This window comes from Sedimentitalea todarodis (assembly GCF_032595355.1).
Taxonomy (GTDB): Bacteria; Pseudomonadota; Alphaproteobacteria; order Rhodobacterales; family Rhodobacteraceae; genus Sedimentitalea; species Sedimentitalea todarodis.
In genome coordinates this window covers 52,150-75,857 of the sequence record NZ_JASMWN010000011.1, presented here as the reverse complement: position 1 = coordinate 75,857, position 23,708 = coordinate 52,150, and the positions used below count along the sequence as shown (strand labels likewise).

Genomic DNA, 23,708 nt, shown 5'->3' with positions numbered 1-23,708 from the left:
CGAAAGATAAAAGGAGACCTGTCATGGGTAAGGAAAAGTTTGAGCGTAACAAGCCGCATGTGAACATTGGCACGATTGGCCATGTTGACCATGGCAAGACGACGCTGACGGCTGCGATCACGAAGTATTTTGGTGATTTCAAGGCATATGACCAGATCGACGGCGCGCCGGAAGAGAAAGCGCGCGGGATCACGATCTCGACCGCGCATGTGGAATACGAGACCGATGCGCGCCACTATGCGCATGTCGACTGCCCCGGCCACGCCGACTATGTGAAGAACATGATCACCGGTGCGGCGCAGATGGACGGCGCGATTCTGGTTGTGAACGCGGCTGACGGCCCGATGCCGCAGACCCGCGAGCACATCCTGCTGGGCCGCCAGGTCGGCATCCCGACCATGGTCGTCTACATGAACAAGGTCGACCAGGTGGACGACGAGGAGCTGCTCGAGCTGGTGGAAATGGAAATCCGCGAGCTGCTGTCCTCCTACGAGTATCCGGGCGACGACATTCCGATCATCCCCGGGTCTGCCCTGGCCGCCCTGGAAGGTCGCGACGAAGAGATCGGCGAAAAGTCGATCCGCGCGCTGATGGAGGCCGTCGACAGCTGGATCCCGACCCCCGAGCGGGCGATCGACCAGCCGTTCCTGATGCCGATCGAGGACGTGTTCTCGATTTCCGGCCGTGGTACGGTTGTGACTGGCCGGATCGAGCGTGGCGTGATCAACGTGGGCGACACCATCGAGATCGTCGGCATCCGCGACACCAAATCGACCACCTGCACCGGTGTGGAAATGTTCCGCAAGCTGCTGGATCGTGGTGAAGCGGGCGACAATGTCGGCGTCCTGCTGCGCGGGATCGACCGTGAAGGTGTCGAGCGCGGCCAGGTGCTGTGCAAGCCCAAGTCGGTGAACCCGCACACCAAGTTCGAGGCCGAAGCCTATATCCTGACCAAGGATGAAGGTGGCCGTCACACGCCGTTCTTCGCCAACTACCGTCCGCAGTTCTACTTCCGCACCACGGACGTGACCGGGACCGTGACGCTGGCCGAAGGCACCGAGATGGTGATGCCGGGCGACAACGTCTCCTTCGGCGTCGAACTGATCGCGCCGATCGCGATGGAACAGGGCCTCCGCTTCGCCATCCGCGAAGGCGGCCGCACCGTCGGCGCCGGCGTCGTCAGCAAAATCCTCGACTAAAGAACCCTATGGGTTAGACGAGGGCCAGCGGATGAGCCGCTGGCCCTCCTATCAACTCCAAAGCCTTGAAAGGCTGACGAAATGCAAAGCCAAAACATTCGCATTCGGCTGAAAGCGTTCGATTACCGTGTACTGGACTCCAGCACGCAGGAAATCGTGAACACAGCCAAGCGGACCGGCGCCAACGTCCGTGGCCCGATCCCGCTGCCCAACAAGATCGAGAAGTTCACCGTTCTGCGTGGGCCTCACGTTGACAAGAAATCCCGTGACCAGTTCGAGATCCGCACGCACAAGCGTCTGCTGGATATCGTTGATCCGACCCCCCAGACCGTGGACGCGCTGATGAAGCTCGACCTGGCCGCTGGTGTGGACGTCGAGATCAAGCTGCAATCGTAATCGGAGGGTAATGAACATGCGCTCTGGTATTATCGCAAAGAAAGTCGGCATGACCCGGCTGTTCATGGAAGACGGCAAGCAGATCCCTGTGACCGTTCTGCAATTGGACGGTCTGCAGGTTGTGGCGCAACGCACCACCGACAAGGACGGCTACTCTGCTGTTCAGCTGGGTGCCGGTTCGGCCAAGGTCAAACGCACGAGCCAAGCCATGCGTGGGCACTTTGCCGCAGCAAAAGTGGAACCCAAGCGCAAGGTCGCCGAGTTCCGCGTGTCCGAGGACAACCTGATTGGCGTTGGCGAAGAGCTCTCTGCCGAGCACTTTCTGGAAGGCCAGAAAGTGGACGTCAGCGGCACCTCGATCGGTAAAGGTTTTCAAGGTGCGATGAAGCGCCACAACTTTGGCGGTCTGCGGGCCAGCCACGGTGTGTCGATCAGTCACCGGTCGCATGGCTCCACCGGTCAGTGTCAGGATCCCGGCAAGGTGTTCAAAGGCAAGAAGATGGCCGGACACATGGGCGCAGCCCGCGTGACCACCCAGAACCTGGAAGTCGTCAAGACCGACGCCGACCGCGGCCTCGTGTTCATCAAAGGAGCTGTTCCCGGCTCCAAGGGTGGCTGGGTCACGGTCAAGGATGCGGTCAAGAAAAAGCTGCCCGAAGGCGTGCCGTTCCCGGCAGGTCTGAAAGTTGCTGCAACCGAAGCACCCGCAGAAGAAGCTCCTGCGGAAGGTGGTGAAGCATGAAACTTGATGTGATCAAACTGGACGGCGCCAAGGCCGGCGACATCGAGCTGGATGCCGATCTGTTTGGCCTGGAGCCGCGCGCAGATATCCTGCACCGTGTGGTTCGCTGGCAGCGTAACAATGCGCAGGCGGGCACCCACAAGGTCAAGACAAGGTCCGAAGTGAGCTACTCGACCAAGAAGATCTATCGCCAGAAGGGCACCGGCGGCGCACGCCACGGCGCGCGGTCTGCGCCGATCTTCCGCGGTGGTGGTGTCTACAAGGGCCCGGTTGTTCGCAGCCATGGCCACGAGCTGACCAAGAAGTTCCGCAAGCTGGGCCTTCGTCACGCGTTGTCCGCCAAGGCCAAGGCAGGTGAGCTGGTCATTATCGACGAGGCTGCCGCAGAAGGCAAAACCGCCGTGCTCGCCAAGCTGGTCAAGAACCTTGGCTGGAAACGGGCTCTGGTCATTGACGGCGCTGCCGTCAACGAAGGGTTCGCCAAAGCCGCGCGCAATATCGAAGGTCTGGATATCCTGCCGTCGATGGGCGCAAACGTTTATGACATCCTCAAGCGTGACACTCTGGTGATCACGAAGGCGGGTGTAGAGGCACTGGAGGCTCGTCTGAAATGAGCGCGAAGGCAGAACATTACGACGTGATCCGCAAGCCGGTCATCACCGAAAAGGCCACAATGGCGTCTGAAAACGGCGCCGTGGTGTTTGAAGTGGCGATGGACAGCAACAAACCGCAGATCAAGGAAGCCGTTGAGGCGCTGTTCGGCGTCAAGGTGAAGGCGGTCAACACCACCATCACCAAAGGTAAATCCAAGCGCTTCCGCGGTCAGTTGGGCAAGCGCAAAGACGTGAAGAAGGCCTATGTGACCCTCGAAGAGGGCAACACGATCGATGTGTCTACCGGACTCTGATTTGATCGAACCGATCTAGTGAAAGGCCCTCGCGCACGCGGGGGCCTTTTGTGTTTTTCTCGCAGCTGTTCGGGATGGTGCAGATTTGCCGATCTGGCAAAAAGCGTTTCAAATCGCTTGCTATTCACGCGCAAAAGGCGCAGGTGGACGTGCGACGTTACTACATCTATCGTGATTACTGCTCCTAACGGCTCAGTCTTTCGATCTTTCAATGACTTAGCCGAACTGCCGCATCCTGCGGGCAGTGTATATCTAGGAGTACGACGATGGCTACTGGCACCGTCAAATGGTTCAACTCAACTAAAGGTTTTGGTTTTATCGCCCCCGATGGCGGCAGCAAAGACGTGTTTGTGCACATCTCTGCCGTTGAGCAAGCTGGTCTGACCGGTCTGAGCGACAACCAGAAAGTGACTTTCGACATCGAAAACGGTCGCGACAATCGCGAGAGCGCAACGAATATTGTGCTGGCGTAAGCCGCTTCCCTTTGTTGGGAATGATGTCTGAATGAATGGAACGGGGCGTATCGGTGACGATACGCCCTTTTTTTGATTTTCGGTGTGCCCAATCTTTCGGACGGTGCCGCAGTTTCCCTTGCGCCCAGTGTGAACGCCGAGTTCATTGGTAGATTCCCAGGCCACGACTTCGCAGATGGTAGGGGCCCAAGATACTGATCCCAGTGATCCCGGCATATTTCGCGCTCTGGCGGAACGTCACGTATGACCGAAAGCGCTGCGCCTGCTTCACTATGGACGACGGGCACGCGCAGCGTTGCTATGGATCTGCTTCAGGCGTCTTGCTGTCTATTGGCCATCTGCCGCTGGTTCTAGAGCGGTACGTCGTCATAGCCGCGTGACGACACCTTTGCCGTTTCGGTCAGGGTCACGCGTGTGGCCTCCGACATCTTTTCGAACACGCGGGTCGTCTGTGCTGTGTATTGACTGACGGCATTGCTCAAGAACTCGGACTGAACCTGCATCAACTCTGCGGGCGTATTGCAACTCAGCAGCGCCTTCTGAGTCTCCTGATCCTTTTGCAGACGATCTGCAACAAAGCGGGCGCTTTCGTTCATCAGGTCGAGCCAGGCTTCCATGACTTTGGGATTGGCCTGCAACAATGCCTGCGTCATTTCCATGGTGCTTGTGGCTGCCTTTTGGTCCTTTGCTCTCGTTCTGGGCATGGTTCTCTTCCTTCTCGCCGGGCGCATCGTAGTGCGCTGTATACAAGAATCTCATACCATGCCTGAAGATATCCGACTTTGATCTGGATCGTGCGGAGGCGAGATCTCACGGTGTTTCCCACGAAGAGACGCCGATTTCGGGGCCAAACGGGGCATGTCGCGAGCGTGCGACTCAAACAGAAAGCGCCCTTTGGTGACGAAGCGCTTGACCCCCGTGCGGGTCTCTAATAACAGACACCATCCGCGCCGCCCCGGATTCGTCCGGGGCGGGCGTTATTTTGCCATCAGGCAATGCAATCGAGGACCTTCGGGGCCTTATACCACTGGCGCTTCCGGTGGGTTCTGAATGAACCTGCGGGCGGGGCCTCAAACATAGCGGCGGGCAATAACCGCTGCACTGCTAAACGGAAGACAGAAAGCATGGCACTCAAGTCGTATAAGCCGACGACGCCGGGCCAGCGTGGGCTGGTGCTGATCGACCGTTCGGAGCTGTACAAAGGACGTCCTGTCAAAGCCCTCACCGAGGGTTTGAGCAAGTCAGGCGGCCGGAACAACACCGGGCGGATTACAATGCGTCGCACAGGCGGTGGGGCAAAGCGCCTCTATCGCATCGTGGATTTCAAGCGGAACAAGCGCGATGTGGCGGCCACCGTCGAACGGATCGAATATGATCCGAACCGGACCGCCTTTATCGCCCTGATCCAATACACGGACGGTGAACGCGCGTATATCCTTGCGCCGCAGCGTCTGGCGGTCGGCGATCAGGTGATCGCGTCCACAAAAGCCGATATCAAGCCGGGCAACGCGATGCCGTTCTCGGGCATGCCGATTGGTACAATCGTGCACAACATCGAGATGAAGCCCGGCAAGGGCGGTCAGATCGCACGCGCGGCTGGCACCTATGCCCAGTTCGTCGGTCGTGATGGCGGCTATGCTCAGGTGCGCCTGAGCAGTGGTGAACTGCGCCTGATCCGTCAGGAATGCATGGCCACCGTCGGTGCCGTGTCGAACCCCGACAACAGCAACCAGAACTACGGCAAAGCCGGTCGTATGCGCCACAAGGGTATTCGCCCGTCCGTGCGTGGTGTGGTCATGAACCCGATCGATCACCCGCATGGTGGTGGTGAAGGCCGGACCTCGGGTGGTCGTCATCCGGTGACCCCATGGGGCAAGCCGACAAAGGGTGCAAAAACCCGCAACAAGAACAAAGCGTCCAGCAAGCTGATCATCCGCTCGCGGCACGCCAAGAAGAAGGGACGCTGATAGATGTCTCGCTCTGTTTGGAAAGGTCCTTTTGTCGACGCATATGTGTTGAAAAAGGCCGAGGCGGCCCGCGAAAGCGGTCGCAACGAAGTTATCAAGATCTGGTCGCGCCGCTCGACGATCCTGCCCCAGTTCGTGGGCCTGACGTTTGGCGTCTACAACGGCAAGAAACATATCCCAGTCAACGTCAGCGAAGACATGATCGGTCAGAAGTTCGGTGAGTATTCCCCGACTCGGACCTATTACGGTCATGCCGCCGACAAGAAAGCGAAGCGGAAGTAAGTCATGGGCAAGGAAAAGAACCCCCGCCGCGTGGCAGACAACGAAGCAATGGCAAAACTGCGCATGCTTCGCACCAGCCCGCAGAAACTGAACCTGGTCGCAGGTATGATCCGTGGCAAGAAAGTTGATCGGGCCTTGACCGATCTGACCTTCAGCAACAAGCGGATCGCCGAGGACGTGAAGAAATGCCTTCAGTCCGCGATTGCCAATGCCGAGAACAACCACAACCTGGACGTCGATGAACTGATCGTCGCCGAGGCCTATGTGGGCAAGAACATGACGCTGAAGCGCGGACGCCCCCGGGCCCGTGGCCGTTTCGGCAAGATCATGAAGCCGTTCTCGGAACTGACCATCAAAGTGCGCCAAGTTGAGGAGCAAGCCTAATGGGTAATAAAGTCAATCCGATTGGCATGCGCCTGCAGGTAAACCGCACCTGGGACAGCCGCTGGTACGCCGACACAAAGGATTACGGTGATCTTCTGCTGGAAGATCTCAAGATCCGTGATTTCATCAAGGACGAGTGCAAGCAGGCCGGCATTAGCCGTGTGATCATCGAACGTCCGCACAAGAAGTGCCGCGTCACGATCCACACAGCACGCCCCGGCGTCATCATTGGCAAGAAAGGTGCAGACATCGAAGGCTTGCGCAAGAAAATCGCCAACATGACCGACAGCGAGTTGCACCTGAACATCGTCGAAGTCCGCAAGCCGGAACTTGATGCTGCTCTGGTCGGTGAGTCCATCGCACAGCAGCTGGAGCGCCGGGTCTCTTTCCGCCGCGCCATGAAACGTGCGGTTCAGAACGCGATGCGCATGGGTGCACTGGGTATCCGGGTAAACCTCGCGGGTCGTCTGGGCGGCGCGGAAATCGCGCGGACAGAGTGGTATCGCGAAGGTCGTGTGCCGCTGCACACACTGCGTGCCGATATCGATTACGCACATGTAGAGGCCAAGACCGCTTATGGGATCATCGGGATCAAGACCTGGATCTTCAAAGGCGAGATCATGGAACACGATCCCGCTGCACGTGACCGTAAAGCTCAGGAACTCCAGGATGGTCCCGCACCCCGTGGTGCCGGTGGCCGCCGCTAAGGAGATACGACTATGCTTCAACCAAAACGTACAAAATTCCGCAAGATGCACAAAGGCCGGATCAGTGGCCTGGCAAAAGGCGGAAGCGATCTGAACTTTGGCACCTACGGCCTGAAGGCTCTCCAGCCCGAGCGCGTAACCGCCCGTCAGATCGAAGCTGCACGTCGTGCGATGACGCGCCACATGAAACGCCAGGGCCGTGTCTGGATCCGGATTTTTCCGGACACCCCGGTGACCTCCAAGCCGACCGAAGTTCGGATGGGTAAAGGTAAGGGTTCGGTTGATTTCTGGGCCGCCAAGGTGAAACCCGGCCGCGTGATGTTCGAGATTGATGGCGTCAATGACGACGTCGCGCGCGAGGCCCTGCGCCTGGCCGCGATGAAGCTGCCGATCAAGACGCGGATCGTGGTTCGCGAGGACTGGTAAGGCTCACACCTACCACCGCTGGAATTGAAGAGGCCTCCACCGATGATCGGTGGGGGCCTTTTCTTGTCGTATAGGGAGGCTATTTGAGCGGCCAAGAGGCACGCATCGATCAGGGGGCGGGGAGGTTCGGCCAGGGTTCGGTTGGCAAATCGAGCATGTAGGGGAATGGATCATAGGTAACCTCCTGCGCGTCACGGCGCCACGACTGGACCGCCGGGTCCGCCAGGAGCGTCATGCAATAGGCCCGGGTGTGTTCCGCTACGGGCAACCCATAGCCGATAATGCGCGCGGCGACGGGTGTATAGAACACGTCGGCGAGCGAGTAGCCACCAAAGAGCCATCCGGACCCGCCGCCCGATATCTGGCGCGCATGTGCCCAAAGCGTTTCAACGCGGGCAAGATCGGTCATGACGGCCTCTGACGGTGCAAATCCGCGAAAACAGTGAGACAATTGCATCGGGCAATCAGTCCGGAGAGCGCTGAAACCGCTCGCCATTTCCGCGCACAACCACCGCGCGGTGGCGCGTTCGGCAGAGTCGGTTGGCCAGAGACCTGCTTCGGGATGCCGCTCTGCCAGGGTTTCCGCGACGGCGATGCTTTCGCCGACGATGGTGCCATCGGGCGTTCGTACCGAAGGCACCAGCCGCGCAGGTGCGATGTCGGCCATGTCTGCCGCCATGGTGCCGGAATAGAGCCCGACCATGCGGGTCCGGCAGGGGATGTTGAACTTCTCGAACATCAGCCAGCCGCGCAACGACCAGCTGGAGAACATGCGGTCGCCGATAAAAAGATCATAGGTCATGGCCAGAGCCTAGATGTGGCGCATTAGTCGGTAAAATGTCGATTTGTGGCCGCGTTCATCACGGAAGATGATTGATCCGCCTGACCTGCCAATCTGTGCCAGACAGGTGCAACTCCGTCACCGACAGATTGTCGATCTTGTTACCGATGACCTCGCGTGCCGACTGCCCGGATGCGTGTTCGATCTGGGTCATGATCACGCCGATATGCGCAACCACGATGATGTGCCGCCCGGGATGCTGCTTGATCAGGGTGTCCACCACCGGACGCACGCGCGCAGCGGCCATGTTCCAGCTTTCGCCACCCGGTGGTGTTGGCTCCCCCGGATTTTCCCAATAATCGCGGCTGAGCCGTGGATGTGTTTCGGCCACTTCGGAGAAATGCAGACCATCCCAGTCGCCAAAATGAAACTCGCGCAGGTCGCGCACATCAGGCAGGCGCGTGCGCGCCGCGCTGAGCGCGTCGGCGGTTGCGGACGCCCTGATCAGATCGGAGGAAACCACGATGGCATCACGGGGCAGAAAGCTGTCGAGCCGCTGAATCCGGGCGGTATTCGACAGATCCGCCGGGACATCACGCCAGCCGACAATGGCGCGTTCATGGGTGGGGCCATGCCGGACCCAGTGAAAGGTTGTCATTCCAAACTCCCCTTCAGCACCCGTGGCAATCCGGCGATGACCTGCACCACGATGTCGCATTCTGCCGCAAGCGCGATGTTGAGCCGCCCTTGCGCGTCGCGAAACCGGCGGGCCAATGAATTCTCGGGCACGATACCCTGCCCAACCTCGTTGGACACAATGACGAGTTCTGCGGCACAGGCTCGGATTGCGTCGATCAAGGCCGTCTGTGCCGAGTTGATGTCTTTTTCCGCCAGCATCAGGTTGCTGAGCCACATGGTTGCGCAATCAAGCAGACAGCCCTGCCGTGAAGACAGTGACCCGAGAGCCGGAACAAGATCGAGCGGTGCCTCGACCGTTGTCCAGACATCGCCGCGGCGCGCGATATGCCGGTCAATCTTGTGACGCATTTCTGGGTCGAATGCCAGTGCGGTGGCCAGATAAATCAGGGGCTTGCCCGATTTTTCGGCAAGTGTCTCGGCAAACGCCGATTTTCCAGACGCGGCGCCGCCCAGGACAAGGATATGTCTTGATTGCACGTATTAGTTACCCGTGATTGATCCAAACTTCTCTAACCTGCGTATCTGTCACGAAAACGCAAAACAACCCGCCGCAGATCGGGCGCCAGACCGGGGGTGAAGATGGCACTTGATACTCACAACGACAGGTCCCTTTCGCGGATCGCCATGAAGGCGGAACTGCTTGATGCGGAAACCGAACTGAGACTTGCATATGCGTGGCGGGATGAACGCGACGAGGCGGCGCTGCACCGGCTGATCACCGCCTACATGCGCCTGGCGATTTCGATGGCTTCCAAGTTTCGCCGCTATGGCGCGCCGATGAACGATCTGATCCAGGAGGCGGGGCTGGGTCTCATGAAGGCGGCAGACAAGTTCGACCCGGACCGCGGCGTTCGCTTCTCGACATATGCCGTCTGGTGGATCAAGGCGTCGATACAGGACTACGTGATGCGCAATTGGTCGATGGTCAGGACCGGGTCGACCAGCAGTCAGAAATCGCTGTTCTTCAACATGCGCCGGGTTCAGGCGCGGCTGGAGCGCGAGGCGGCGGCGCAGGGCGACAAGTTGGACCGCCACCAGTTGCATCATCTGATCTCGACCGAAATCGGTGTTCCGCTACGGGACGTAGAAATGATGGATGGCCGACTGGCGGGGTCCGATTTCTCCTTGAATGCAACACAATCCGTCGAAGACGAAGGGCGCGAATGGATTGATGCGCTCGAGGACGAAGGCGCGCAGGCCGCAGAGGTTGTCGAGGAGAGCCATGATCGCGAGCAGTTGCGCGAATGGCTGCTGCACGCCATGCAGGATTTGCCGGAACGGGAACGGTTCATCGTGCGCGAGCGCAAGTTGCGCGACACGCCGCGGACTTTGGAAAACCTGGGTGACGAACTGGGCTTGTCCAAGGAACGCATCCGGCAGCTTGAGGCAGCGGCATTTCAGAAGATGCGCAAGAGCCTTGAAACCCAATCGGACGAGGTGCAACAGTTCCTCGCATGAGGGTCCTTCAGATTTTGTTCCTGATGGTATTGGCCGCCCCGGTTTGGGCGGCCGGTTTGCCTGAAGACGTACTGTCACGGATCGGCGAAGCGGACGTGGTGATCGTGGGCGAGGTCCATGACAATCCCGCCCATCACCGAAATCAGCATGATATCTTGAAAGCGCTGCAACCCAAGGCGGTTGTCTGGGAGATGCTAACCCGCGAGGAAGCCGGGCGGATATCGTCGGAAATGATTCATGCCCCTGATCGGCTCGAAGCGGCGCTTGATTGGTCGCAGTCCGGCTGGCCGGCGTTCTCGATGTATCATCAGCTGTTCATCGCGGCCCCTGGCGCACGCATCTTTGGTGGGGAGGTGCCTCGCGAAGCCGCCATGAAGACCCTCCAGAGCGGACCCGCGACTGTCTTTGGCGCGGATGCCGAACGCTATGGGCTCACGGATCCTTTGCCGGAGGCCGAGAAACACGCCCGCGAGGCACTGCAATTCGCGGCACATTGCGAGGCGGTGCCCATGGAACGGATGCGGGCCATGGTCGACATTCAACGCCTGCGGGACGCAGTTCTTGCCCGCGAGGTTGTCGCCGCGCTTACCGAAACCGGTGGACCCGTTGCGGTCATCACTGGCAACGGTCACGCCCGGCGCGATTGGGGCATTCCGGTTTATCTGGACCAGGTCAGGCCGGGGCTGTCCGTTTTCGCCGTCGGCCAGTCTGAAGGCGGAGAAATCGCCGGAGTGTTCGACGCGGTCATCGACAGTGATCCTCCGGCGCGCGAAGACCCCTGCCGGGCATTCAGGAACGAAGGCTGAAATGCTCTGGCAGATCGCGAGCCGCCCGCCTATGGTCGGGGCGATCTGAACCAGGGAGCACGGGATGCTGGCGTCAAAACGCATATTGCTGATCATCGGTGGCGGTATCGCGGCCTATAAATCGCTGGAGCTGATCAGACGGTTGCAGGATCGTGGTGCAAGCGTGACCCCGGTGCTGACACGCGCGGGCGAGGAATTCGTGACGCCATTGTCAGTGTCCGGCCTGGCGGGGCAAAAGCTGTACCGCGATCTGTTTGATCTTGGGGATGAGGCCGAAATGGGCCACATCCAATTGTCGCGCAGCGCCGATCTGATTGTGGTCGCCCCGGCCACCGCAGATTTGATGGGCAAGATGGCGGCGGGATTGGCCGATGATCTGGCATCTACCTTGCTCCTGGCGACCGATACGCCGGTGTTGATTGCACCTGCGATGAACGTACGCATGTGGCAGCACGCAGCGACCCGGCGCAACCATGCGCAGTTGTTGTCAGACGGCATCCGTTGTGTCGGGCCGAACGATGGCAGCATGGCCTGTGGTGAATTCGGGCCGGGGCGCATGGCCGAGCCGATGGAAATCATCGCGGCGATCGAAAAGGCCCTTGCCGATGGGCCGTTGAAGGGCAAACGCATACTCGTGACCTCTGGCCCCACGCACGAGCCCATCGACCCGGTACGCTATATCGCAAATCGTTCGTCAGGGGCGCAGGGCACTGCCGTTGCGCGGGCGCTTGCGGGTCTGGGGGCCGAGGTTGTGTTTGTCACCGGCCCAGCAGAAGTTCCGCCGCCGCAAGGGGTAAAGGTGGTGCGCGTTGAAACGGCGCTGCAGATGGCCGAAGCGGTGCAATCCGCACTGCCGGTTGATGCTGGCGTGTTCGCGGCGGCGGTGGCGGATTGGCGCATGGCGCAGGCGAGTGATCGCAAGTTGAAAAAGAGCCGCGACGGGCTGCCTGTTCTCGAATTCGCGGAGAACCCGGACATTCTGGCTGCCGTGTCGCAGATGACAGAAGGGCGGCCTGAACTGGTTGTCGGCTTCGCTGCGGAAACCAATGATGTTCTGGCGAACGCGACCGCAAAGCGTGCGCGCAAGGCGTGTGACTGGATCGTGGCAAATGATGTCAGCCCAGAGACCGGTATCATGGGCGGGAGCGAGAACGCGGTCGTCCTGATCAGAGGCGACGGGGTCGAAACATGGCCGCGTATGGGCAAGGATGCGGTCGCGCAGCAACTTGCCCAGCGTATCGCGGCGGCTCTGGCAAAATAGATTTCCCGCTTCTTGCGAGGGGCGAACAGACTCAAGTGGTAGGGCGAAATGGTTGCAATTCGGGTGACATATGATGATGGCGCTGATCGGGGCGTTGCGTTGCCGTCCTATGAGACAGCGGGCGCGGCGGGTGCGGATCTGCGCGCCAATCTTGCGGACAGAGGCGTGGTAACGCTAGCGCCCGGTGCGCGTATGTTGGTGCCCACGGGGCTGCGCATCGAGATACCCGAGGGCTATGAGGTACAGATCCGACCCCGCTCGGGTCTTGCCCTGAAACATGGGATCACCTTGCCAAACGCGCCGGGAACCATTGACAGTGACTATCGCGGCCCGCTTGGCGTGATCGTCATGAATGCTGGCGAGGTGCCATTTGTGATTTCGCACGGTGACCGGATTGCCCAAATGGTCGTTGCCCCGGTGGTGCAGGCCAGGTTCGAGATTGCCGAAGGGTTGGGTGATACGGCGCGCGGGTCAGGCGGCTTTGGGTCGACCGGGCAGGGCTGATGCTGCTGGTTCTGGCAATTGCCGCGCTGATCTGGGGTGTGGGAAGGTTGATGGGCGTATCGCGGCAGGCGCGCTTGACCCTCCTGGCCGTATTGTTCGGGGTGGTCCTGCTGGTGCAACTGATGCTGCCGGACGGGCACCCGGTGCGGATGGCCACGGGTGAATCTCCGGCGCTCTGGCTGTTGCTGGCGGGTTTCGCCGCGATGATCGCAATCTATCGTCGCGGACTGTCGGCTTTGCGCAAACGCGCAAAGGATACAGAGCCTGCACAGCAGGACTCCCAAAAAACAGGCGCGTTTTCCGAGACTGAGTTGAACCGCTATGCGCGCCACATCGTGCTGCGCGAGATCGGCGGCCCCGGGCAGAAGCGCATGAAACAGGCGCGCGTTCTGGTCATCGGTGCCGGTGGATTGGGCGCGCCCGCGCTGCAGTATCTGGCGGCGGCAGGGATTGGAACCATCGGTGTGATTGACGATGACATCGTCGAAAACGCCAACCTCCAGCGGCAGGTCATCCATCGCGATGCGGATATTGGCATGCCTAAGGTATTCTCGGCCCAACAGGCCATGGTGGCCCAGAATCCGTCAGTGATCGTTCGACCGTATCATCGTCGGCTGACGCAGGAAATCGCGGCGGATCTGATTGCGGATTACGATCTGATACTTGATGGCACAGATAATTTCGAAACCCGCTACCTGGCAAATGCCACGGCGGTCGCTGCGGGCAAGCCGCTGGTATCCGGTGCGCTGGCGCAATGGGAGGGCCAACTGAATGTGTTCGATCCCACGCATTCCGGGCCATGTTACGAGTGCATTTTTCCCGAGGCCCCCGCGCCGGGGCTTGCACCATCCTGTGCCGAGGCCGGTGTCATCGGCCCGCTGCCCGGCGTGATTGGCGCAATGATGGCCGTTGAGACGATCAAGATCGTGACCGATGCGGGTGCCCCGCTGCGCGGGCAGATGTTGATCTATGATGCGCTCTATGGCGAGACCCGGACCATTCGCCTCAAACCGCGCGCGGATTGCCCGATTTGCGGTGGCAAAGGGCAGGCGCGCTGAGCGCGCGGGCAGAAATCTTGTGTCGCCCTCTGGACCCGGACGCAACGGCCTCATAGCTTGCGCGTCAGAAGGAGATTGCCATGACCAACCCGATCCTGACCGAATGGAACACACCGTTTCGGATTGCCCCGTTTGATGCGATCTCTGACGGCGATTTTTCGCCTGCACTTGAAACCGCACTGGCGGCGCACAAGGCCGAGGTCGAGGCGATTGCCACAAACTCGGCGCCTCCGAGTTTTGCCAACACGGTCGAGGCGCTCGAGGCCGCCGGCGAAGCGCTGGACAAGGTTCTGTCGGTGTTCTTCACCGTGTCAGGTGCCGACAGCAATCCGGATCGCGAAGCCTTGCAGAGAGAGTTCTCACCCAAGCTGGCGGCGCATTTTTCCGATGTTTCGTCAAACAAGGCGCTGTTTCGGCGGGTCTCGGAACTGTGGGCACATAAGGAGGAACAGGACCTGACGGACGAGCAGGCGCGGGTGCTGATGCTCACCCATCGCGGCCTTGTGCGTGCCGGTGCGGCGCTGGAAGGAGAGCCGGAAGTCAGGATGAAGGCGATCAAGTCACGGCTCGCGACACTGGGGACCGAGTTTACCCAGAACCTGTTGGCGGATGAACGTGACTGGTACATGGAGTTGAGCGAAGCGGATCTGGAAGGTCTGCCGAAATTTGCCATAGAAGCTGCACATGCTGCTGGCCGGGAAAAAGGTGTCGCGGGACCGGTTGTCACGCTTTCGCGCTCGATCATCGTGCCGTTTCTGCAATTTTCGCCCCGCCGTGACTTGCGTGAAAAGGCCTTTGCCGCCTGGGCGGCACGGGGTGCAAACGGTGGCAAGACAGACAACCGCGCGATTGCGGCCGAGATTCTTGCGCTGCGGCAGGAACGGGCCGAACTTCTGGGATATGAGAGTTTCGCGGACTACAAGCTCGAAACCGAAATGGCAAAGTCGCCGGACAAGGTGCGCGACCTGCTGATGGAGGTCTGGGGTCCGGCCAAGGTACGTGCGGATGCGGATGCCGAGGTGCTGACCCGGATGATGCAGGACGACGGGGTGAACGCATCGCTGGAGCCTTGGGATTGGCGTTACTATGCGGAGAAGCGGCGCAAGGTCGAACATGATCTCGACGAAGCCGAATTGAAACCCTACCTGCAACTGGACCGGATGATCGAGGCTGCATTCTCCTGCGCGCACCGTCTGTTCGGATTGGAGTTCCGCGCCGTTGACCTGCCGCTCTACCACCCGGATTGCCGGGCCTGGGAGGTGATGCGCAACGGAAATCACGTGGCCCTGTTCATCGGGGATTACTTTGCCCGCGGATCAAAGCGGTCGGGGGCCTGGTGCTCTGCGATGCGGTCGCAGGCGAAGTTTCCGCAAGAGCAGGCCCCGATCGTTATCAACGTCTGCAACTTTGCAAAGGGCGATCCGGCGTTGCTGTCCTATGACGATGCGCGCACGCTGTTTCACGAGTTCGGCCATGCCCTGCATCAGATGTTGTCGGATGTAACCTACGAGAGCATTTCGGGCACTTCGGTGGCGCGCGACTTCGTGGAATTGCCGAGCCAGCTCTACGAACACTGGCTCGAAGTGCCCGACGTGCTGCGCGAATTTGCCACGCATGCCGAAACCGGCGAGCCGATGCCGGCGGAAATGCTGAACAGGGTGCTGGATGCCGCGACGTTCGATATGGGCTTTCAGACCGTTGAATACGTGGCGTCGGCATTGGTCGATCTGGCATTTCACGAAGGGGACGCGCCTGCCGATCCGATGGCCCGACAGGCCGAGGTTCTGGACGCTCTGGGCATGCCCCATGCGATCGGAATGCGCCACGCTACGCCGCATTTTGCGCATGTGTTTGCCGGTGACGGCTATTCCAGCGGATACTACAGCTATATGTGGTCCGAGGTGATGGATGCGGATGCCTTTGCCGCCTTTGAAGAGGCAGGAGACGCGTTTGATCCAGAGCGTGCGCAGGCGCTTGAACAGCATATCCTGTCCGCGGGCGGATCGCAGGAGCCGGATGTATTGTACAAGGCGTTTCGCGGGCGGTTGCCGGGTGTCGAGGCGCTGTTGAAGGGGCGAGGGCTGGCCGCATGAATGGTGTGACGATTGTCAAAGGATTAAGCCATCCTGCGGTATTCGATCACTATCGCGCGGCAGGAGATCGGGAGAGCAAATGATGGATCAAACCGAAATCGCCCCTGTGGCGGATCCGCAGAAGGTGTCGGTCTCCGACCCCGGCTTTGAGATGTATGTGGACCTGATGGCGAATTGCCTCACCGACATGATCTATGGCGCGGATCGGACAATCATTCGGCGCGGCAACAAGATCCCGTTTGACAGGAAAAAGCGGTTTCAGGGGCGGGACTGGCCGGTTGTCGGGCATAGTATGGCCGGGATCAAACGGCTCCAGAACGTGGCACATCTGACCGACCGGGTCATCGCCGAGGACGTGCAGGGTGATTTTATCGAGACCGGCGTCTGGCGGGGCGGGGCATCCGCGATGGTGCGCGGTGTGTTGAAGTTTCGCGGGGTCGAGGACCGCAAGGTATACCTCGCGGACAGTTTTGAGGGACTGCCTCCGCCCAACGAAGACGATTTCCCGGCCGACAAGGGCAGCCGGTATCACACGCGCGGGCGGTTGGCGGTGGGCGTCGAGGCCGTCAAAAAGACCTTCGCGGCCTATGATCTGCTGGATGACCGGGTGGAATTTGTCATCGGGTGGTTCAAGGACACCTTGCACAAGCTGGACGTGCCGCATTTTGCGCTGATCCGACTGGACGGGGATATGTATGAATCCACCATTCAGGCGATTTCAGCGCTGTATCCCAAGCTGTCACCGGGCGGCTTTGTCATTGTCGACGACTATGGTGGGATCAAGGCATGCCGGGAGGCGATCCATGACTACCGCGACGAACATGGCATAACCGACGAGATTCACAAGATCGACCACACAGGGGTCTGGTGGCAGAAATCGTGACGCCAACAGCTCAGTAGCCGAGAGTGCGATCAACGAGGTGAAGGAAAGGCTCGCCGGCTTCGCCCCTTCGGATATTTTCGGCGATCACTTCGCTGGCGGTGTCCTCGCGGGTGGCGGATGCGATGTGCGGGGTCACCGTGACCTTTGGATGTGCCCAAAAGGGGTGATCGGCGGGGAGGGGTTCGGTGCGGAACACATCCAGTGTGGCATGCCCCACCTGCCCACTGTCCAGCGCCGTCAGAAGTGCCGTATCGTCGATCAGCGGCCCGCGCCCCGGATTGATCACCACCGCTCCGCGCGGCAGCTGGGCAAGCGTTTCTGCGTTCAGGATATCGGTCGTTGCGGGGGTGTTCGGCAAGAGCAACACCAAGATTTGAGCCGTCCTGAGCGCTGATTGCAGCCCGTCAGTGCCGTGAAGGGTCGTCACCTGCGGCACCGCTTTCTCGCTCCGGCTCCACCCCGTCACGAAAAATCCAAGAGCGGTCAGCGCGGCTGCACAGGCCTGACCAAGCGCGCCCATCCCGAGGATCGTAACCGGGCGATCCTGGGCCAGCGGCGGCACCTGGGTACGCCACTGCCCGTCCTGCCCGTTAATATGGGTGTCCATGCCTAGGTGATGGCGCAGGACATGGCCGGTCACCCATTCGATCATGCCTTGCGTGAGCCCATGATCGACCATCCGCGCCAGCGGTACCGTCAGGGTATCGTTGTGAACCACGTCCTCGACCCCGGCCCAGAGATTCAGAACCGCCTTGAGGTTTGTGAAGGGGCCGAAATCCTGCACCGAGCTGTTGGGGGCATAGACAATATAGTCGACCTGTTCGGGCGGAAAATCAGGGCGCAGGTCGAAATCGAGGCCGGCCTCTTCAAGAGCATCGGTCAACGGACCCTGATAGGTCTCCCAGCGTCCGGACTTGGCGGCAAATAGGATATTGATGGTCAAGAGATCACCGTCTCTGTTGGCGTGGGCGATGGATATGGGCGCTGTGCACAAGTCCAAAGGCGACCATGAGAACCAGCATCGCCGATCCGCCATAGCTGACCATTGGCAAGGGAACGCCGACAACCGGCGCAAGGCCCATGACCATCGACATGTTCACCGCAAAGAACAGGAAGAAGTTGAGACCGATGCCCAATGTGACCAGTGACGAAAAGCGGTCGCGCGTGGCCAGGGCGGTATAGACACAGAAAATGATGATCAGCGCATAGAGCGTCAGCAGGGAAAAGCCTCCGACAAATCCGAACTCTTCGGCCAGGGTCGTAAAGATGAAATCGGTGTGTTTTTCTGGCAGGAAGTTCAACCGCGACTGGGTGCCCTGCATGAAACCGCGCCCGGTCCAGCCGCCAGAACCAAGGGCGATCTTGGATTGGGTGATGTGATAGCCCGCGCCCAATGGGTCGCTTGAGGGATCCAGAAACGTGTCGATGCGCCGGTATTGATAGTTCTTGAGAAGCTGCCATTCGGTGCCCCGGCTTTCGAACACCGCCGTAACCAGCCCGACACCGGCGGCAATCACGGCCGCGAAATAGGCCCAGTGGACCCCGGCGAGGAACATCAGCCCACCGCCCGCCGCCAGCAAAAGAATCGAGGTGCCAAGATCCGGCTGTTTCAGCACCAGCGCTGTCGGCAACAGGATAAGGGCCACGGGCACAAACACCCAGAACGGATGCGAGGTGCGTTTGGCGGGCAACCAGTCGTAGTAGGCGGCAAGGACCATCACCAGTGAGATCTTCATCAGTTCGGAGGGTTGCAGACGCATGAACCCGAGGTTGATCCACCGTTGCGCGCCTTTGCCCTCTTCCCCGATGGTCGCCACCAGTATCAGCAGCACGATGCCCAGCAGATAGGCCAGCACGGACATGTTGCGCCAGAACCAGATCGGCACCATTGCGACAATGATCATCGCGGCGAAACCGAGTGCGAACCGCTTCATCTGTGGTTCGGCCCAGGGCTGGAACGATCCTCCGGCAACGGAATAGAGCATGAGAAAACCGACACTCGCGACACTGATCAGCAACAGCGTCAGAGGCCAGTTCATATGCAGCATCTTGCGCGGGCCGGTCGGGGTCGATTTGACATTATGCTCAAGATAACTCATGCGCGGTCACTCACCGGGGCCGCGACACCGGGATACTCCCTGTGCAGCCGTTCCTGCTGTGCCTTGATCTTGCCGCGATCGGCTGCCGGATAGGCGGACAGGGGCGGTGTATCGCCATAGAGCGCCTGCAACATGACGTCACGCGCAATCGGTGCTGCGGCGGTTGAACCGCCTCCACCATGTTCCACGATGACAGAGACCGCGTATTTGGGATTGTCAAAGGGTGCAAAACACACGAACAGCGCATGATCGCGCCGTTCCCACGGAAGGTCACGATTGTGAATGACGCCGGCGGCGCGTTCCGCCTTGGTGATGTTGCGCACCTGGCTCGTCCCGGTCTTGCCCGCCATTCGATATGCATCTTCGATGATGCGACTGCGATAGGCTGTTCCGCGTCGGTTGTTGCTGACGTCGTACATCCCGCGGCGCACCTGCCGCAGGTTGTTTTCGTTCATGCCCAGCGACTCTCCGGCGCCGCTGGGTTGCTCGATCCCGTTGATCTTCTTGACCAGACGCGGGGTCACAGCACGCCCCGTCGCCAGCCGTGCCGACATGACTGCAAGCTGAAGCGGCGAGGCCAGCATGAAACCCTGACCGATGGACGAGTTCGCGGTGTCGCCGATGCGCCAGGCATCGTTGTGTACCCGCTCTTTCCAGGCCCGATTGGGTGCAAGTCCTTCGGCGACGGCAGACATCGGGATGTCGTGGCGCACGCCAAGCCCGAACCGTTTTGCCATGGCCGAAATCTTGTCGATACCGACCTTGATCGCGACATCATAGTAATAGACATCGCAGCTTCGCTTGAGTGAGGTGTTCAGATCCACGTGACCGTGCCCGCCGCGTTTCCAGCAGTGAAAACGACGACCGGATACCTCAAGATGACCCGGGCACCAGACTGTTTCGCCGGGGCTTAGCAACCCTTCTTCCAGTGCTGCCATGGCCGTGATCATCTTGAATGTCGATCCCGGCGGATAGGTACCCTGCACGGTCTTGTTGGCCAAGGGACGATAGGGGTCTTCGGTGAGACCGCGATAGTCGGCGACCGATATTCCGCGCACAAAGAGGTTTGGGTCAAAGCTGGGAGAAGAGCAGATCGCGCTCAGGTCACCCGTTTCGCAATCGATTACGACCGCAGCAGCGCTTTCGTCGCCCAGGCGGGCCTGCACATAGCCTTGCAGGTCGGCGTCGACGGTGAGTTGCAGGTCGGCGCCGGATTGGCCCTCGCGGCGGTCCAGTTCGCGCATGACCCGGCCTGTGGCGTTGACCTCGACCCGCTTGGCACCGGCCTTGCCGCGCAGCACGTCTTCGCGTTTGGCCTCCAGCCCGACCTTGCCGATCTGGAACCGCGGGATGCGCAGCACCGGTTCGGGATCGTCGATCTGTTTCAGATCATAGTCGCTGACGGGGCCAACATATCCGATCACATGCGCCAGATCCGCTCTGCGGGGGTAGACACGGGTCAATCCGACCTCGGGTGTGATTCCGGGCAGGGCGGGAGCGTTAACCGCAATCTTGCTGATATCTTCCCAGCTGACCTGATCGGCCAGGGTGATCGGCAAAAATGGCGGGCTACGGCGCATTTCCGTAAGTGCCCGGTTCAGATCTTCCTCGTCGAGTTCGACAAGACGGGACAGATCGGCAATGACCTTTTCGACGTTTCCGGCGTCCTCGGGCACGATGATGATGCGATAGCTTGGCGAGTTGTGTGCCAACCGCTCGCCATTGCGATCAAAAAGCTCGCCGCGTGCCGGAGGGATCAGCCGTATGTTGACACGGTTTTCCTCGGCAAGCAGACGAAACTGATCGGCCTGTTCGACCTGCATATAGCGCATCCGCATACCCAATGCGCCAACAAGGGCCAGTTGGGCACCGCCCAGAACCAGCGTTCGGCGGCTCATCTTGCGGTGGGTTGAGTCGAGTTCTCTGGGATTGCGTCGCATCAGCGGGTTCCTAACCCATCGGAATTGCCAGGAGAGAGCTTGCGCACACCCAGTATGCTCTGGGTCACCAGCGCCACGAGCGGGTAAATGGCCATTGTCAGCACCATCTGGATAAGATGCAGGGACAGCGGCGCCCTGTCCACTAACGTCATTGTCAGAATGAGCCGATCCAGAACCGTGATGGCCGCGATGACGACGCAGACATTGAACCATTCCACGACAAAGTTGGTTTCACCGAGGCTGCCGGACCGGTTCTTCAGAAATTCGCAGCCCAGTACCACCAAAAGCGCCAACAGCCCTGGCGGCCGCTGAAACAGCAGATCGGCCATCAAGAGAACGGCCGCGATGCTGAGCGCGGGGACATAGTCAGGGCGGCGCAGCACCCAGGCGAGGGTGAAGGCGATCAACAGATCAGGCGGCGCCCAGCGGCGCGGCGTGGTTTCCAGCGGAATGAGGTGAAAGAAGATGATCACTGCGCACAGGGCCAGGAACCAAAGGCGCATGGCCCAGGTATGGGAAAGCGAGATGTTATTCATCCGGGGTGTCTCCGGATTGCGCGGTGTTTCGAATCTCCAGCGGGGTCACGATGTCGCCGGGGTCTGAAATCGTTTCGGTGCCATGGTGCCGCAGGACCCGCAGGAATTCGAGCCGTTCGTAGTCCGCGGCAAGCCGTACGCGCAACCGACCCGAAGGATCAGCAGCCACCTGTCCGATCAGAAGCCCTGCGGGGAATACGCCACCATCGCCGGAACTGACCACCCGGTCGCCGGGCCGGACCAGATCGGTGTTTTCCAGAAAGTCCAGTATTGGAGCCGCCGAGTTGTCACCCGCCACCAGCGCGCCTTGGCCCGAAGGCTGAATCGTTGCAGGAACCGAACTTGCCGCGTCTGTCAGAAGGATCACCCGTGACGTGGTGTCCCCAGTCCCCGAAATGCGCCCAACCAGCCCGATGCCGTCCATTGCGGCCCAGCCGTCGATGATGCCGTCGCGGGCTCCGACATTGAGCAATACCGATTGCCGGAAGGGAGACCCCGAATCCGCCATCACCACGCCCGTGACATAGGTCAGGCGTGGGTCGAGGCGCACGTTGCTGAGATCGAGCAGACGGGCGTTTTCCTGTTCCAATTGCAGCGCCGCTTCTTTCCAGGCCTGCATCTGGCGCAGTTCATCGCGCAAATCGCGGTTTTGTTCGGCGAGCCGCTGGTAGCTTTGAAAATCACGGATCAGATTGATCGTCCCGGTGACGGGCGCCATTGCCCAGCTCATGTTGGGCACCACCATGTCAGTGACCTGCGCGCGAAAGCGTTCCACGCGCGGGCTGTCGATGCGCCAGACGAGAAAGATCGCCAGCAGACACAGGCACAGAACCCCCAACAGCAACCGACGCAGGGGGGTGGTATAGTCGTCGCGTTGTGAACGGTCCTTGGCCAACGGAACCTCTTTTGCAGCGCCTGTTGCGCCTGCAGTCCATGCTAGGAAAGGGTGCGCGCCCTAGCTGTCGTAGTCAATCGCGTGTCGCAGTTGTTTTTCGAACTCCAGAGCTTTTCCGGTGCCCAGGGCCACGCAGTTCAGGCATTCATCGGCAATCGAAACTGCGAGGCCGGTTTGTTCGCGCAGCGCAAGATCCAGATCGCCCAGAAGCGCCCCGCCGCCGGTCAGCATCACGCCTCGATCAACGATGTCCGCGGCTAGGTCCGGTGGTGTCGTTTCCAGCGCGGTCATGACCGCTTCGCAGATTTGCTGGACCGGTTCCGTCAGGGCTTCGGCGACCTGGGCCTGCGTGACTTCCAGTTCTTTCGGGATACCGTTCAACAGATCGCGCCCGCGAATTTGCATTGACGCGCCACGCCCATCGTCTGGCATTCTGGCGCTGCCGATGTTGGTCTTGATCCGTTCGGCGGTGCTCTCGCCGATCAGCAGGTTCTGTTGGCGACGCAGGTAATTGATGATCGCTTCGTCCATGCGGTCGCCGCCCACCCGGATCGAACGGGCATAGACGATATCACCAAGACTCAGAACCGCGACCTCGGTTGTTCCGCCGCCGATATCCACGACCATGTTGCCCGTCGGATCGGTGATCGGCATGCCCGCCCCGATGGCCGCTGCGATGGGTTCCGCGATCAGCCCGGCCTTCCGGGCCCCGGCGCTCAGAACCGAGGTGCGAATCGCCCGCTTTTCGACCGGCGTCGCGCCGTGCGGCACACAGACAATGATCTTGGGTTTGGAGAACGTCGAGCGCCGATGCACTTTGCGGATAAAGTGCTTGATCATCTCTTCGGCGGTGTCGAAGTCGGCGATCACACCTTCGCGCATTGGCCGGATTGCCTCGATGCTGCCGGGTGTTCGACCCAGCATCAGCTTGGCGTCTTCACCAACCGCCAGCACCCGTTTGACGCCATCCTTGACATGATAGGCGACCACAGAAGGCTCGCTCAGGATGATGCCGCGTCCCTTGACATAGACCAGCGTGTTGGCGGTGCCCAGATCGATCGCCATGTCTGCAGCAAAAAGGCCACCAAAAATTCCGAAGATAGACATGCACGTGGTCCTGTAGGTTACTGCAATTGGGCCTGCGACTCGTACCGAGCCAAGCCGTGCATCTTATAGGCTTGTGCAGGGGCGTGGGAAAGGTCCGAATTCCCT

General features: G+C 60.2%; 28 protein-coding genes. 18 read left to right on the top strand and 10 right to left on the bottom strand.

Features of this window, described 5'->3' with window-relative positions:
- Positions 1-23 precede the first annotated feature (23 nt).
- The 6 genes from tuf (at position 24) to QO231_RS14240 (ending at position 3,717) form a co-directional block, all read left to right on the top strand.
- Positions 24-1,199: an elongation factor Tu gene (gene tuf / locus QO231_RS14265; RefSeq protein ID WP_316777589.1), complete on the top strand. Its 1,176-nt coding sequence runs from the start codon at positions 24-26 to the stop codon at positions 1,197-1,199.
- Positions 1,200-1,280: 81 nt separating this feature from the next.
- Positions 1,281-1,595 (top strand): 30S ribosomal protein S10, encoded by a 315-nt coding sequence (gene rpsJ / locus QO231_RS14260; RefSeq protein ID WP_316777587.1) that lies wholly within the window; start codon positions 1,281-1,283, stop codon positions 1,593-1,595.
- Positions 1,596-1,611: 16 nt separating this feature from the next.
- On the top strand, positions 1,612-2,337 hold the full coding sequence (gene rplC, locus QO231_RS14255; RefSeq protein ID WP_316777584.1) for a 50S ribosomal protein L3: 726 nt from the start codon (positions 1,612-1,614) through the stop codon (positions 2,335-2,337).
- A complete protein-coding gene (gene rplD, locus QO231_RS14250; protein ID WP_316777581.1) occupies positions 2,334-2,951 on the top strand; it encodes a 50S ribosomal protein L4 in 618 nt (205 codons plus the stop codon). Before rplC ends, rplD begins: the two co-directional genes overlap by 4 nt.
- Positions 2,948-3,244, top strand: coding sequence for a 50S ribosomal protein L23 (locus QO231_RS14245; RefSeq protein WP_316777578.1), 297 nt, complete (start codon positions 2,948-2,950; stop codon positions 3,242-3,244). Before rplD ends, QO231_RS14245 begins: the two co-directional genes overlap by 4 nt.
- A 266-nt stretch (positions 3,245-3,510) precedes the next feature.
- Entirely contained in the window at positions 3,511-3,717 is a 207-nt protein-coding gene (locus tag QO231_RS14240; RefSeq protein WP_316777576.1) for a cold-shock protein, read from the top strand.
- A 350-nt stretch (positions 3,718-4,067) separates the two neighbouring features.
- Here the strand turns inward: QO231_RS14240 and QO231_RS14235 are convergent, their stop codons facing one another.
- Positions 4,068-4,421, bottom strand: a complete 354-nt coding sequence (locus tag QO231_RS14235) for a phasin family protein (RefSeq protein WP_316777573.1) — start codon at positions 4,419-4,421, stop codon at positions 4,068-4,070.
- A gap of 420 nt (positions 4,422-4,841) precedes the next feature.
- Here QO231_RS14235 and rplB point away from each other — a divergent pair, with 420 nt between their 5' ends.
- Genes rplB through rplP form a run of 5 tightly spaced genes read left to right on the top strand, consistent with a single transcriptional unit; the run spans position 4,842 to position 7,483 of the window.
- Positions 4,842-5,684: a 50S ribosomal protein L2 gene (gene rplB / locus QO231_RS14230; protein WP_316777570.1), complete on the top strand. Its 843-nt coding sequence runs from the start codon at positions 4,842-4,844 to the stop codon at positions 5,682-5,684.
- Positions 5,685-5,687: 3 nt separating this feature from the next.
- Positions 5,688-5,966, top strand: a complete 279-nt coding sequence (gene rpsS / locus QO231_RS14225) for a 30S ribosomal protein S19 (RefSeq protein WP_106609258.1) — start codon at positions 5,688-5,690, stop codon at positions 5,964-5,966.
- A gap of 3 nt (positions 5,967-5,969) precedes the next feature.
- Complete coding sequence (rplV, locus tag QO231_RS14220) at positions 5,970-6,350, top strand: 50S ribosomal protein L22 (RefSeq protein ID WP_316777566.1); 381 nt, start codon at positions 5,970-5,972, stop codon at positions 6,348-6,350.
- Positions 6,350-7,057 carry a 30S ribosomal protein S3 gene (rpsC, locus tag QO231_RS14215; protein WP_316777563.1) on the top strand — a complete coding sequence of 236 codons (708 nt, stop codon included), beginning with the start codon at positions 6,350-6,352 and terminating at the stop codon, positions 7,055-7,057. Before rplV ends, rpsC begins: the two co-directional genes overlap by 1 nt.
- 12 nt (positions 7,058-7,069) lie before the next feature.
- On the top strand, positions 7,070-7,483 hold the full coding sequence (rplP, locus tag QO231_RS14210; RefSeq protein WP_316777560.1) for a 50S ribosomal protein L16: 414 nt from the start codon (positions 7,070-7,072) through the stop codon (positions 7,481-7,483).
- A gap of 109 nt (positions 7,484-7,592) precedes the next feature.
- Here rplP and QO231_RS14205 read toward each other — a convergent pair whose 3' ends face one another.
- The 3 genes from QO231_RS14205 to cobU are packed head-to-tail and all read right to left on the bottom strand — an operon-like array spanning position 7,593 to position 9,440.
- Positions 7,593-8,285 carry a glutathione S-transferase gene (locus QO231_RS14205; protein ID WP_316777557.1) on the bottom strand — a complete coding sequence of 231 codons (693 nt, stop codon included), beginning with the start codon at positions 8,283-8,285 and terminating at the stop codon, positions 7,593-7,595.
- Between the two features lie 58 nt (positions 8,286-8,343).
- Positions 8,344-8,922, bottom strand: a complete 579-nt coding sequence (locus QO231_RS14200) for a histidine phosphatase family protein (protein WP_316777554.1) — start codon at positions 8,920-8,922, stop codon at positions 8,344-8,346.
- The gene (gene cobU / locus QO231_RS14195; RefSeq protein ID WP_316777551.1) at positions 8,919-9,440 is read right to left on the bottom strand and encodes a bifunctional adenosylcobinamide kinase/adenosylcobinamide-phosphate guanylyltransferase; all 522 of its coding nucleotides are present in this window, start codon (positions 9,438-9,440) and stop codon (positions 8,919-8,921) included. The genes QO231_RS14200 and cobU overlap by 4 nt, the downstream gene beginning before the upstream one ends.
- Before the next feature lie 102 nt (positions 9,441-9,542).
- Between cobU and QO231_RS14190 the strand changes: the two genes are divergently transcribed.
- From QO231_RS14190 to QO231_RS14160, 7 genes are all read left to right on the top strand, one after another.
- Entirely contained in the window at positions 9,543-10,421 is an 879-nt protein-coding gene (locus tag QO231_RS14190; RefSeq protein ID WP_316777548.1) for an RNA polymerase factor sigma-32, read from the top strand.
- Positions 10,418-11,227 carry a ChaN family lipoprotein gene (locus tag QO231_RS14185; RefSeq protein ID WP_316777546.1) on the top strand — a complete coding sequence of 270 codons (810 nt, stop codon included), beginning with the start codon at positions 10,418-10,420 and terminating at the stop codon, positions 11,225-11,227. Before QO231_RS14190 ends, QO231_RS14185 begins: the two co-directional genes overlap by 4 nt.
- A gap of 64 nt (positions 11,228-11,291) precedes the next feature.
- Complete coding sequence (coaBC, locus tag QO231_RS14180) at positions 11,292-12,488, top strand: bifunctional phosphopantothenoylcysteine decarboxylase/phosphopantothenate--cysteine ligase CoaBC (RefSeq protein ID WP_316777544.1); 1,197 nt, start codon at positions 11,292-11,294, stop codon at positions 12,486-12,488.
- Between the two features lie 48 nt (positions 12,489-12,536).
- Positions 12,537-12,992 (top strand): dUTP diphosphatase, encoded by a 456-nt coding sequence (dut, locus tag QO231_RS14175; RefSeq protein WP_316777541.1) that lies wholly within the window; start codon positions 12,537-12,539, stop codon positions 12,990-12,992.
- On the top strand, positions 12,992-14,050 hold the full coding sequence (locus QO231_RS14170; RefSeq protein WP_316777539.1) for a HesA/MoeB/ThiF family protein: 1,059 nt from the start codon (positions 12,992-12,994) through the stop codon (positions 14,048-14,050). The genes dut and QO231_RS14170 overlap by 1 nt, the downstream gene beginning before the upstream one ends.
- Before the next feature lie 80 nt (positions 14,051-14,130).
- On the top strand, positions 14,131-16,143 hold the full coding sequence (locus QO231_RS14165; RefSeq protein WP_316777537.1) for a M3 family metallopeptidase: 2,013 nt from the start codon (positions 14,131-14,133) through the stop codon (positions 16,141-16,143).
- A gap of 79 nt (positions 16,144-16,222) precedes the next feature.
- Positions 16,223-17,026 (top strand): TylF/MycF/NovP-related O-methyltransferase, encoded by an 804-nt coding sequence (locus QO231_RS14160; protein WP_316777535.1) that lies wholly within the window; start codon positions 16,223-16,225, stop codon positions 17,024-17,026.
- Between the two features lie 10 nt (positions 17,027-17,036).
- Here QO231_RS14160 and QO231_RS14155 read toward each other — a convergent pair whose 3' ends face one another.
- The 6 genes from QO231_RS14155 to QO231_RS14130 are packed head-to-tail and all read right to left on the bottom strand — an operon-like array spanning position 17,037 to position 23,603.
- Entirely contained in the window at positions 17,037-17,969 is a 933-nt protein-coding gene (locus QO231_RS14155; RefSeq protein ID WP_316777533.1) for a 2-hydroxyacid dehydrogenase, read from the bottom strand.
- A gap of 4 nt (positions 17,970-17,973) precedes the next feature.
- Positions 17,974-19,125, bottom strand: a complete 1,152-nt coding sequence (gene rodA, locus QO231_RS14150) for a rod shape-determining protein RodA (protein WP_316777531.1) — start codon at positions 19,123-19,125, stop codon at positions 17,974-17,976.
- Entirely contained in the window at positions 19,122-21,065 is a 1,944-nt protein-coding gene (mrdA, locus tag QO231_RS14145) for a penicillin-binding protein 2 (protein ID WP_316777529.1), read from the bottom strand. Before mrdA ends, rodA begins: the two co-directional genes overlap by 4 nt.
- Positions 21,065-21,601 carry a rod shape-determining protein MreD gene (locus QO231_RS14140; protein WP_316777527.1) on the bottom strand — a complete coding sequence of 179 codons (537 nt, stop codon included), beginning with the start codon at positions 21,599-21,601 and terminating at the stop codon, positions 21,065-21,067. The genes mrdA and QO231_RS14140 overlap by 1 nt, the downstream gene beginning before the upstream one ends.
- Positions 21,594-22,496: a rod shape-determining protein MreC gene (gene mreC, locus QO231_RS14135; protein WP_316777525.1), complete on the bottom strand. Its 903-nt coding sequence runs from the start codon at positions 22,494-22,496 to the stop codon at positions 21,594-21,596. Before mreC ends, QO231_RS14140 begins: the two co-directional genes overlap by 8 nt.
- Positions 22,497-22,556: 60 nt before the next feature.
- Positions 22,557-23,603, bottom strand: a complete 1,047-nt coding sequence (locus QO231_RS14130; protein WP_316777524.1) for a rod shape-determining protein — start codon at positions 23,601-23,603, stop codon at positions 22,557-22,559.
- Positions 23,604-23,708: the final 105 nt, after the last annotated feature.

Excerpts from the sequence above, each read along its gene's own strand:
- rplB (WP_316777570.1), top strand. The coding sequence starts at position 4,842 with ATGGCACTCAAGTCGTATAAGCCGACGACGCCGGGCCAGCGTGGGCTG.
- rodA (WP_316777531.1), bottom strand. The coding sequence starts at position 19,125 with ATGAGTTATCTTGAGCATAATGTCAAATCGACCCCGACCGGCCCGCGC.
- dut (WP_316777541.1), top strand. The coding sequence starts at position 12,537 with ATGGTTGCAATTCGGGTGACATATGATGATGGCGCTGATCGGGGCGTT.
- QO231_RS14240 (WP_316777576.1), top strand. The coding sequence starts at position 3,511 with ATGGCTACTGGCACCGTCAAATGGTTCAACTCAACTAAAGGTTTTGGT.
- rplC (WP_316777584.1), top strand. The coding sequence starts at position 1,612 with ATGCGCTCTGGTATTATCGCAAAGAAAGTCGGCATGACCCGGCTGTTC.
- QO231_RS14185 (WP_316777546.1), top strand. The coding sequence starts at position 10,418 with ATGAGGGTCCTTCAGATTTTGTTCCTGATGGTATTGGCCGCCCCGGTT.
- QO231_RS14170 (WP_316777539.1), top strand. The coding sequence starts at position 12,992 with ATGCTGCTGGTTCTGGCAATTGCCGCGCTGATCTGGGGTGTGGGAAGG.
- rplD (WP_316777581.1), top strand. The coding sequence starts at position 2,334 with ATGAAACTTGATGTGATCAAACTGGACGGCGCCAAGGCCGGCGACATC.
- rpsJ (WP_316777587.1), top strand. The coding sequence starts at position 1,281 with ATGCAAAGCCAAAACATTCGCATTCGGCTGAAAGCGTTCGATTACCGT.
- QO231_RS14200 (WP_316777554.1), bottom strand. The coding sequence starts at position 8,922 with ATGACAACCTTTCACTGGGTCCGGCATGGCCCCACCCATGAACGCGCC.
- rplV (WP_316777566.1), top strand. The coding sequence starts at position 5,970 with ATGGGCAAGGAAAAGAACCCCCGCCGCGTGGCAGACAACGAAGCAATG.
- QO231_RS14165 (WP_316777537.1), top strand. The coding sequence starts at position 14,131 with ATGACCAACCCGATCCTGACCGAATGGAACACACCGTTTCGGATTGCC.
- rpsC (WP_316777563.1), top strand. The coding sequence starts at position 6,350 with ATGGGTAATAAAGTCAATCCGATTGGCATGCGCCTGCAGGTAAACCGC.
- coaBC (WP_316777544.1), top strand. The coding sequence starts at position 11,292 with ATGCTGGCGTCAAAACGCATATTGCTGATCATCGGTGGCGGTATCGCG.
- QO231_RS14205 (WP_316777557.1), bottom strand. The coding sequence starts at position 8,285 with ATGACCTATGATCTTTTTATCGGCGACCGCATGTTCTCCAGCTGGTCG.
- mrdA (WP_316777529.1), bottom strand. The coding sequence starts at position 21,065 with ATGCGACGCAATCCCAGAGAACTCGACTCAACCCACCGCAAGATGAGC.
- QO231_RS14245 (WP_316777578.1), top strand. The coding sequence starts at position 2,948 with ATGAGCGCGAAGGCAGAACATTACGACGTGATCCGCAAGCCGGTCATC.
- rplP (WP_316777560.1), top strand. The coding sequence starts at position 7,070 with ATGCTTCAACCAAAACGTACAAAATTCCGCAAGATGCACAAAGGCCGG.
- QO231_RS14235 (WP_316777573.1), bottom strand. The coding sequence starts at position 4,421 with ATGCCCAGAACGAGAGCAAAGGACCAAAAGGCAGCCACAAGCACCATG.
- tuf (WP_316777589.1), top strand. The coding sequence starts at position 24 with ATGGGTAAGGAAAAGTTTGAGCGTAACAAGCCGCATGTGAACATTGGC.
- QO231_RS14130 (WP_316777524.1), bottom strand. The coding sequence starts at position 23,603 with ATGTCTATCTTCGGAATTTTTGGTGGCCTTTTTGCTGCAGACATGGCG.
- QO231_RS14140 (WP_316777527.1), bottom strand. The coding sequence starts at position 21,601 with ATGAATAACATCTCGCTTTCCCATACCTGGGCCATGCGCCTTTGGTTC.
- rpsS (WP_106609258.1), top strand. The coding sequence starts at position 5,688 with ATGTCTCGCTCTGTTTGGAAAGGTCCTTTTGTCGACGCATATGTGTTG.
- QO231_RS14160 (WP_316777535.1), top strand. The coding sequence starts at position 16,223 with ATGATGGATCAAACCGAAATCGCCCCTGTGGCGGATCCGCAGAAGGTG.
- QO231_RS14190 (WP_316777548.1), top strand. The coding sequence starts at position 9,543 with ATGGCACTTGATACTCACAACGACAGGTCCCTTTCGCGGATCGCCATG.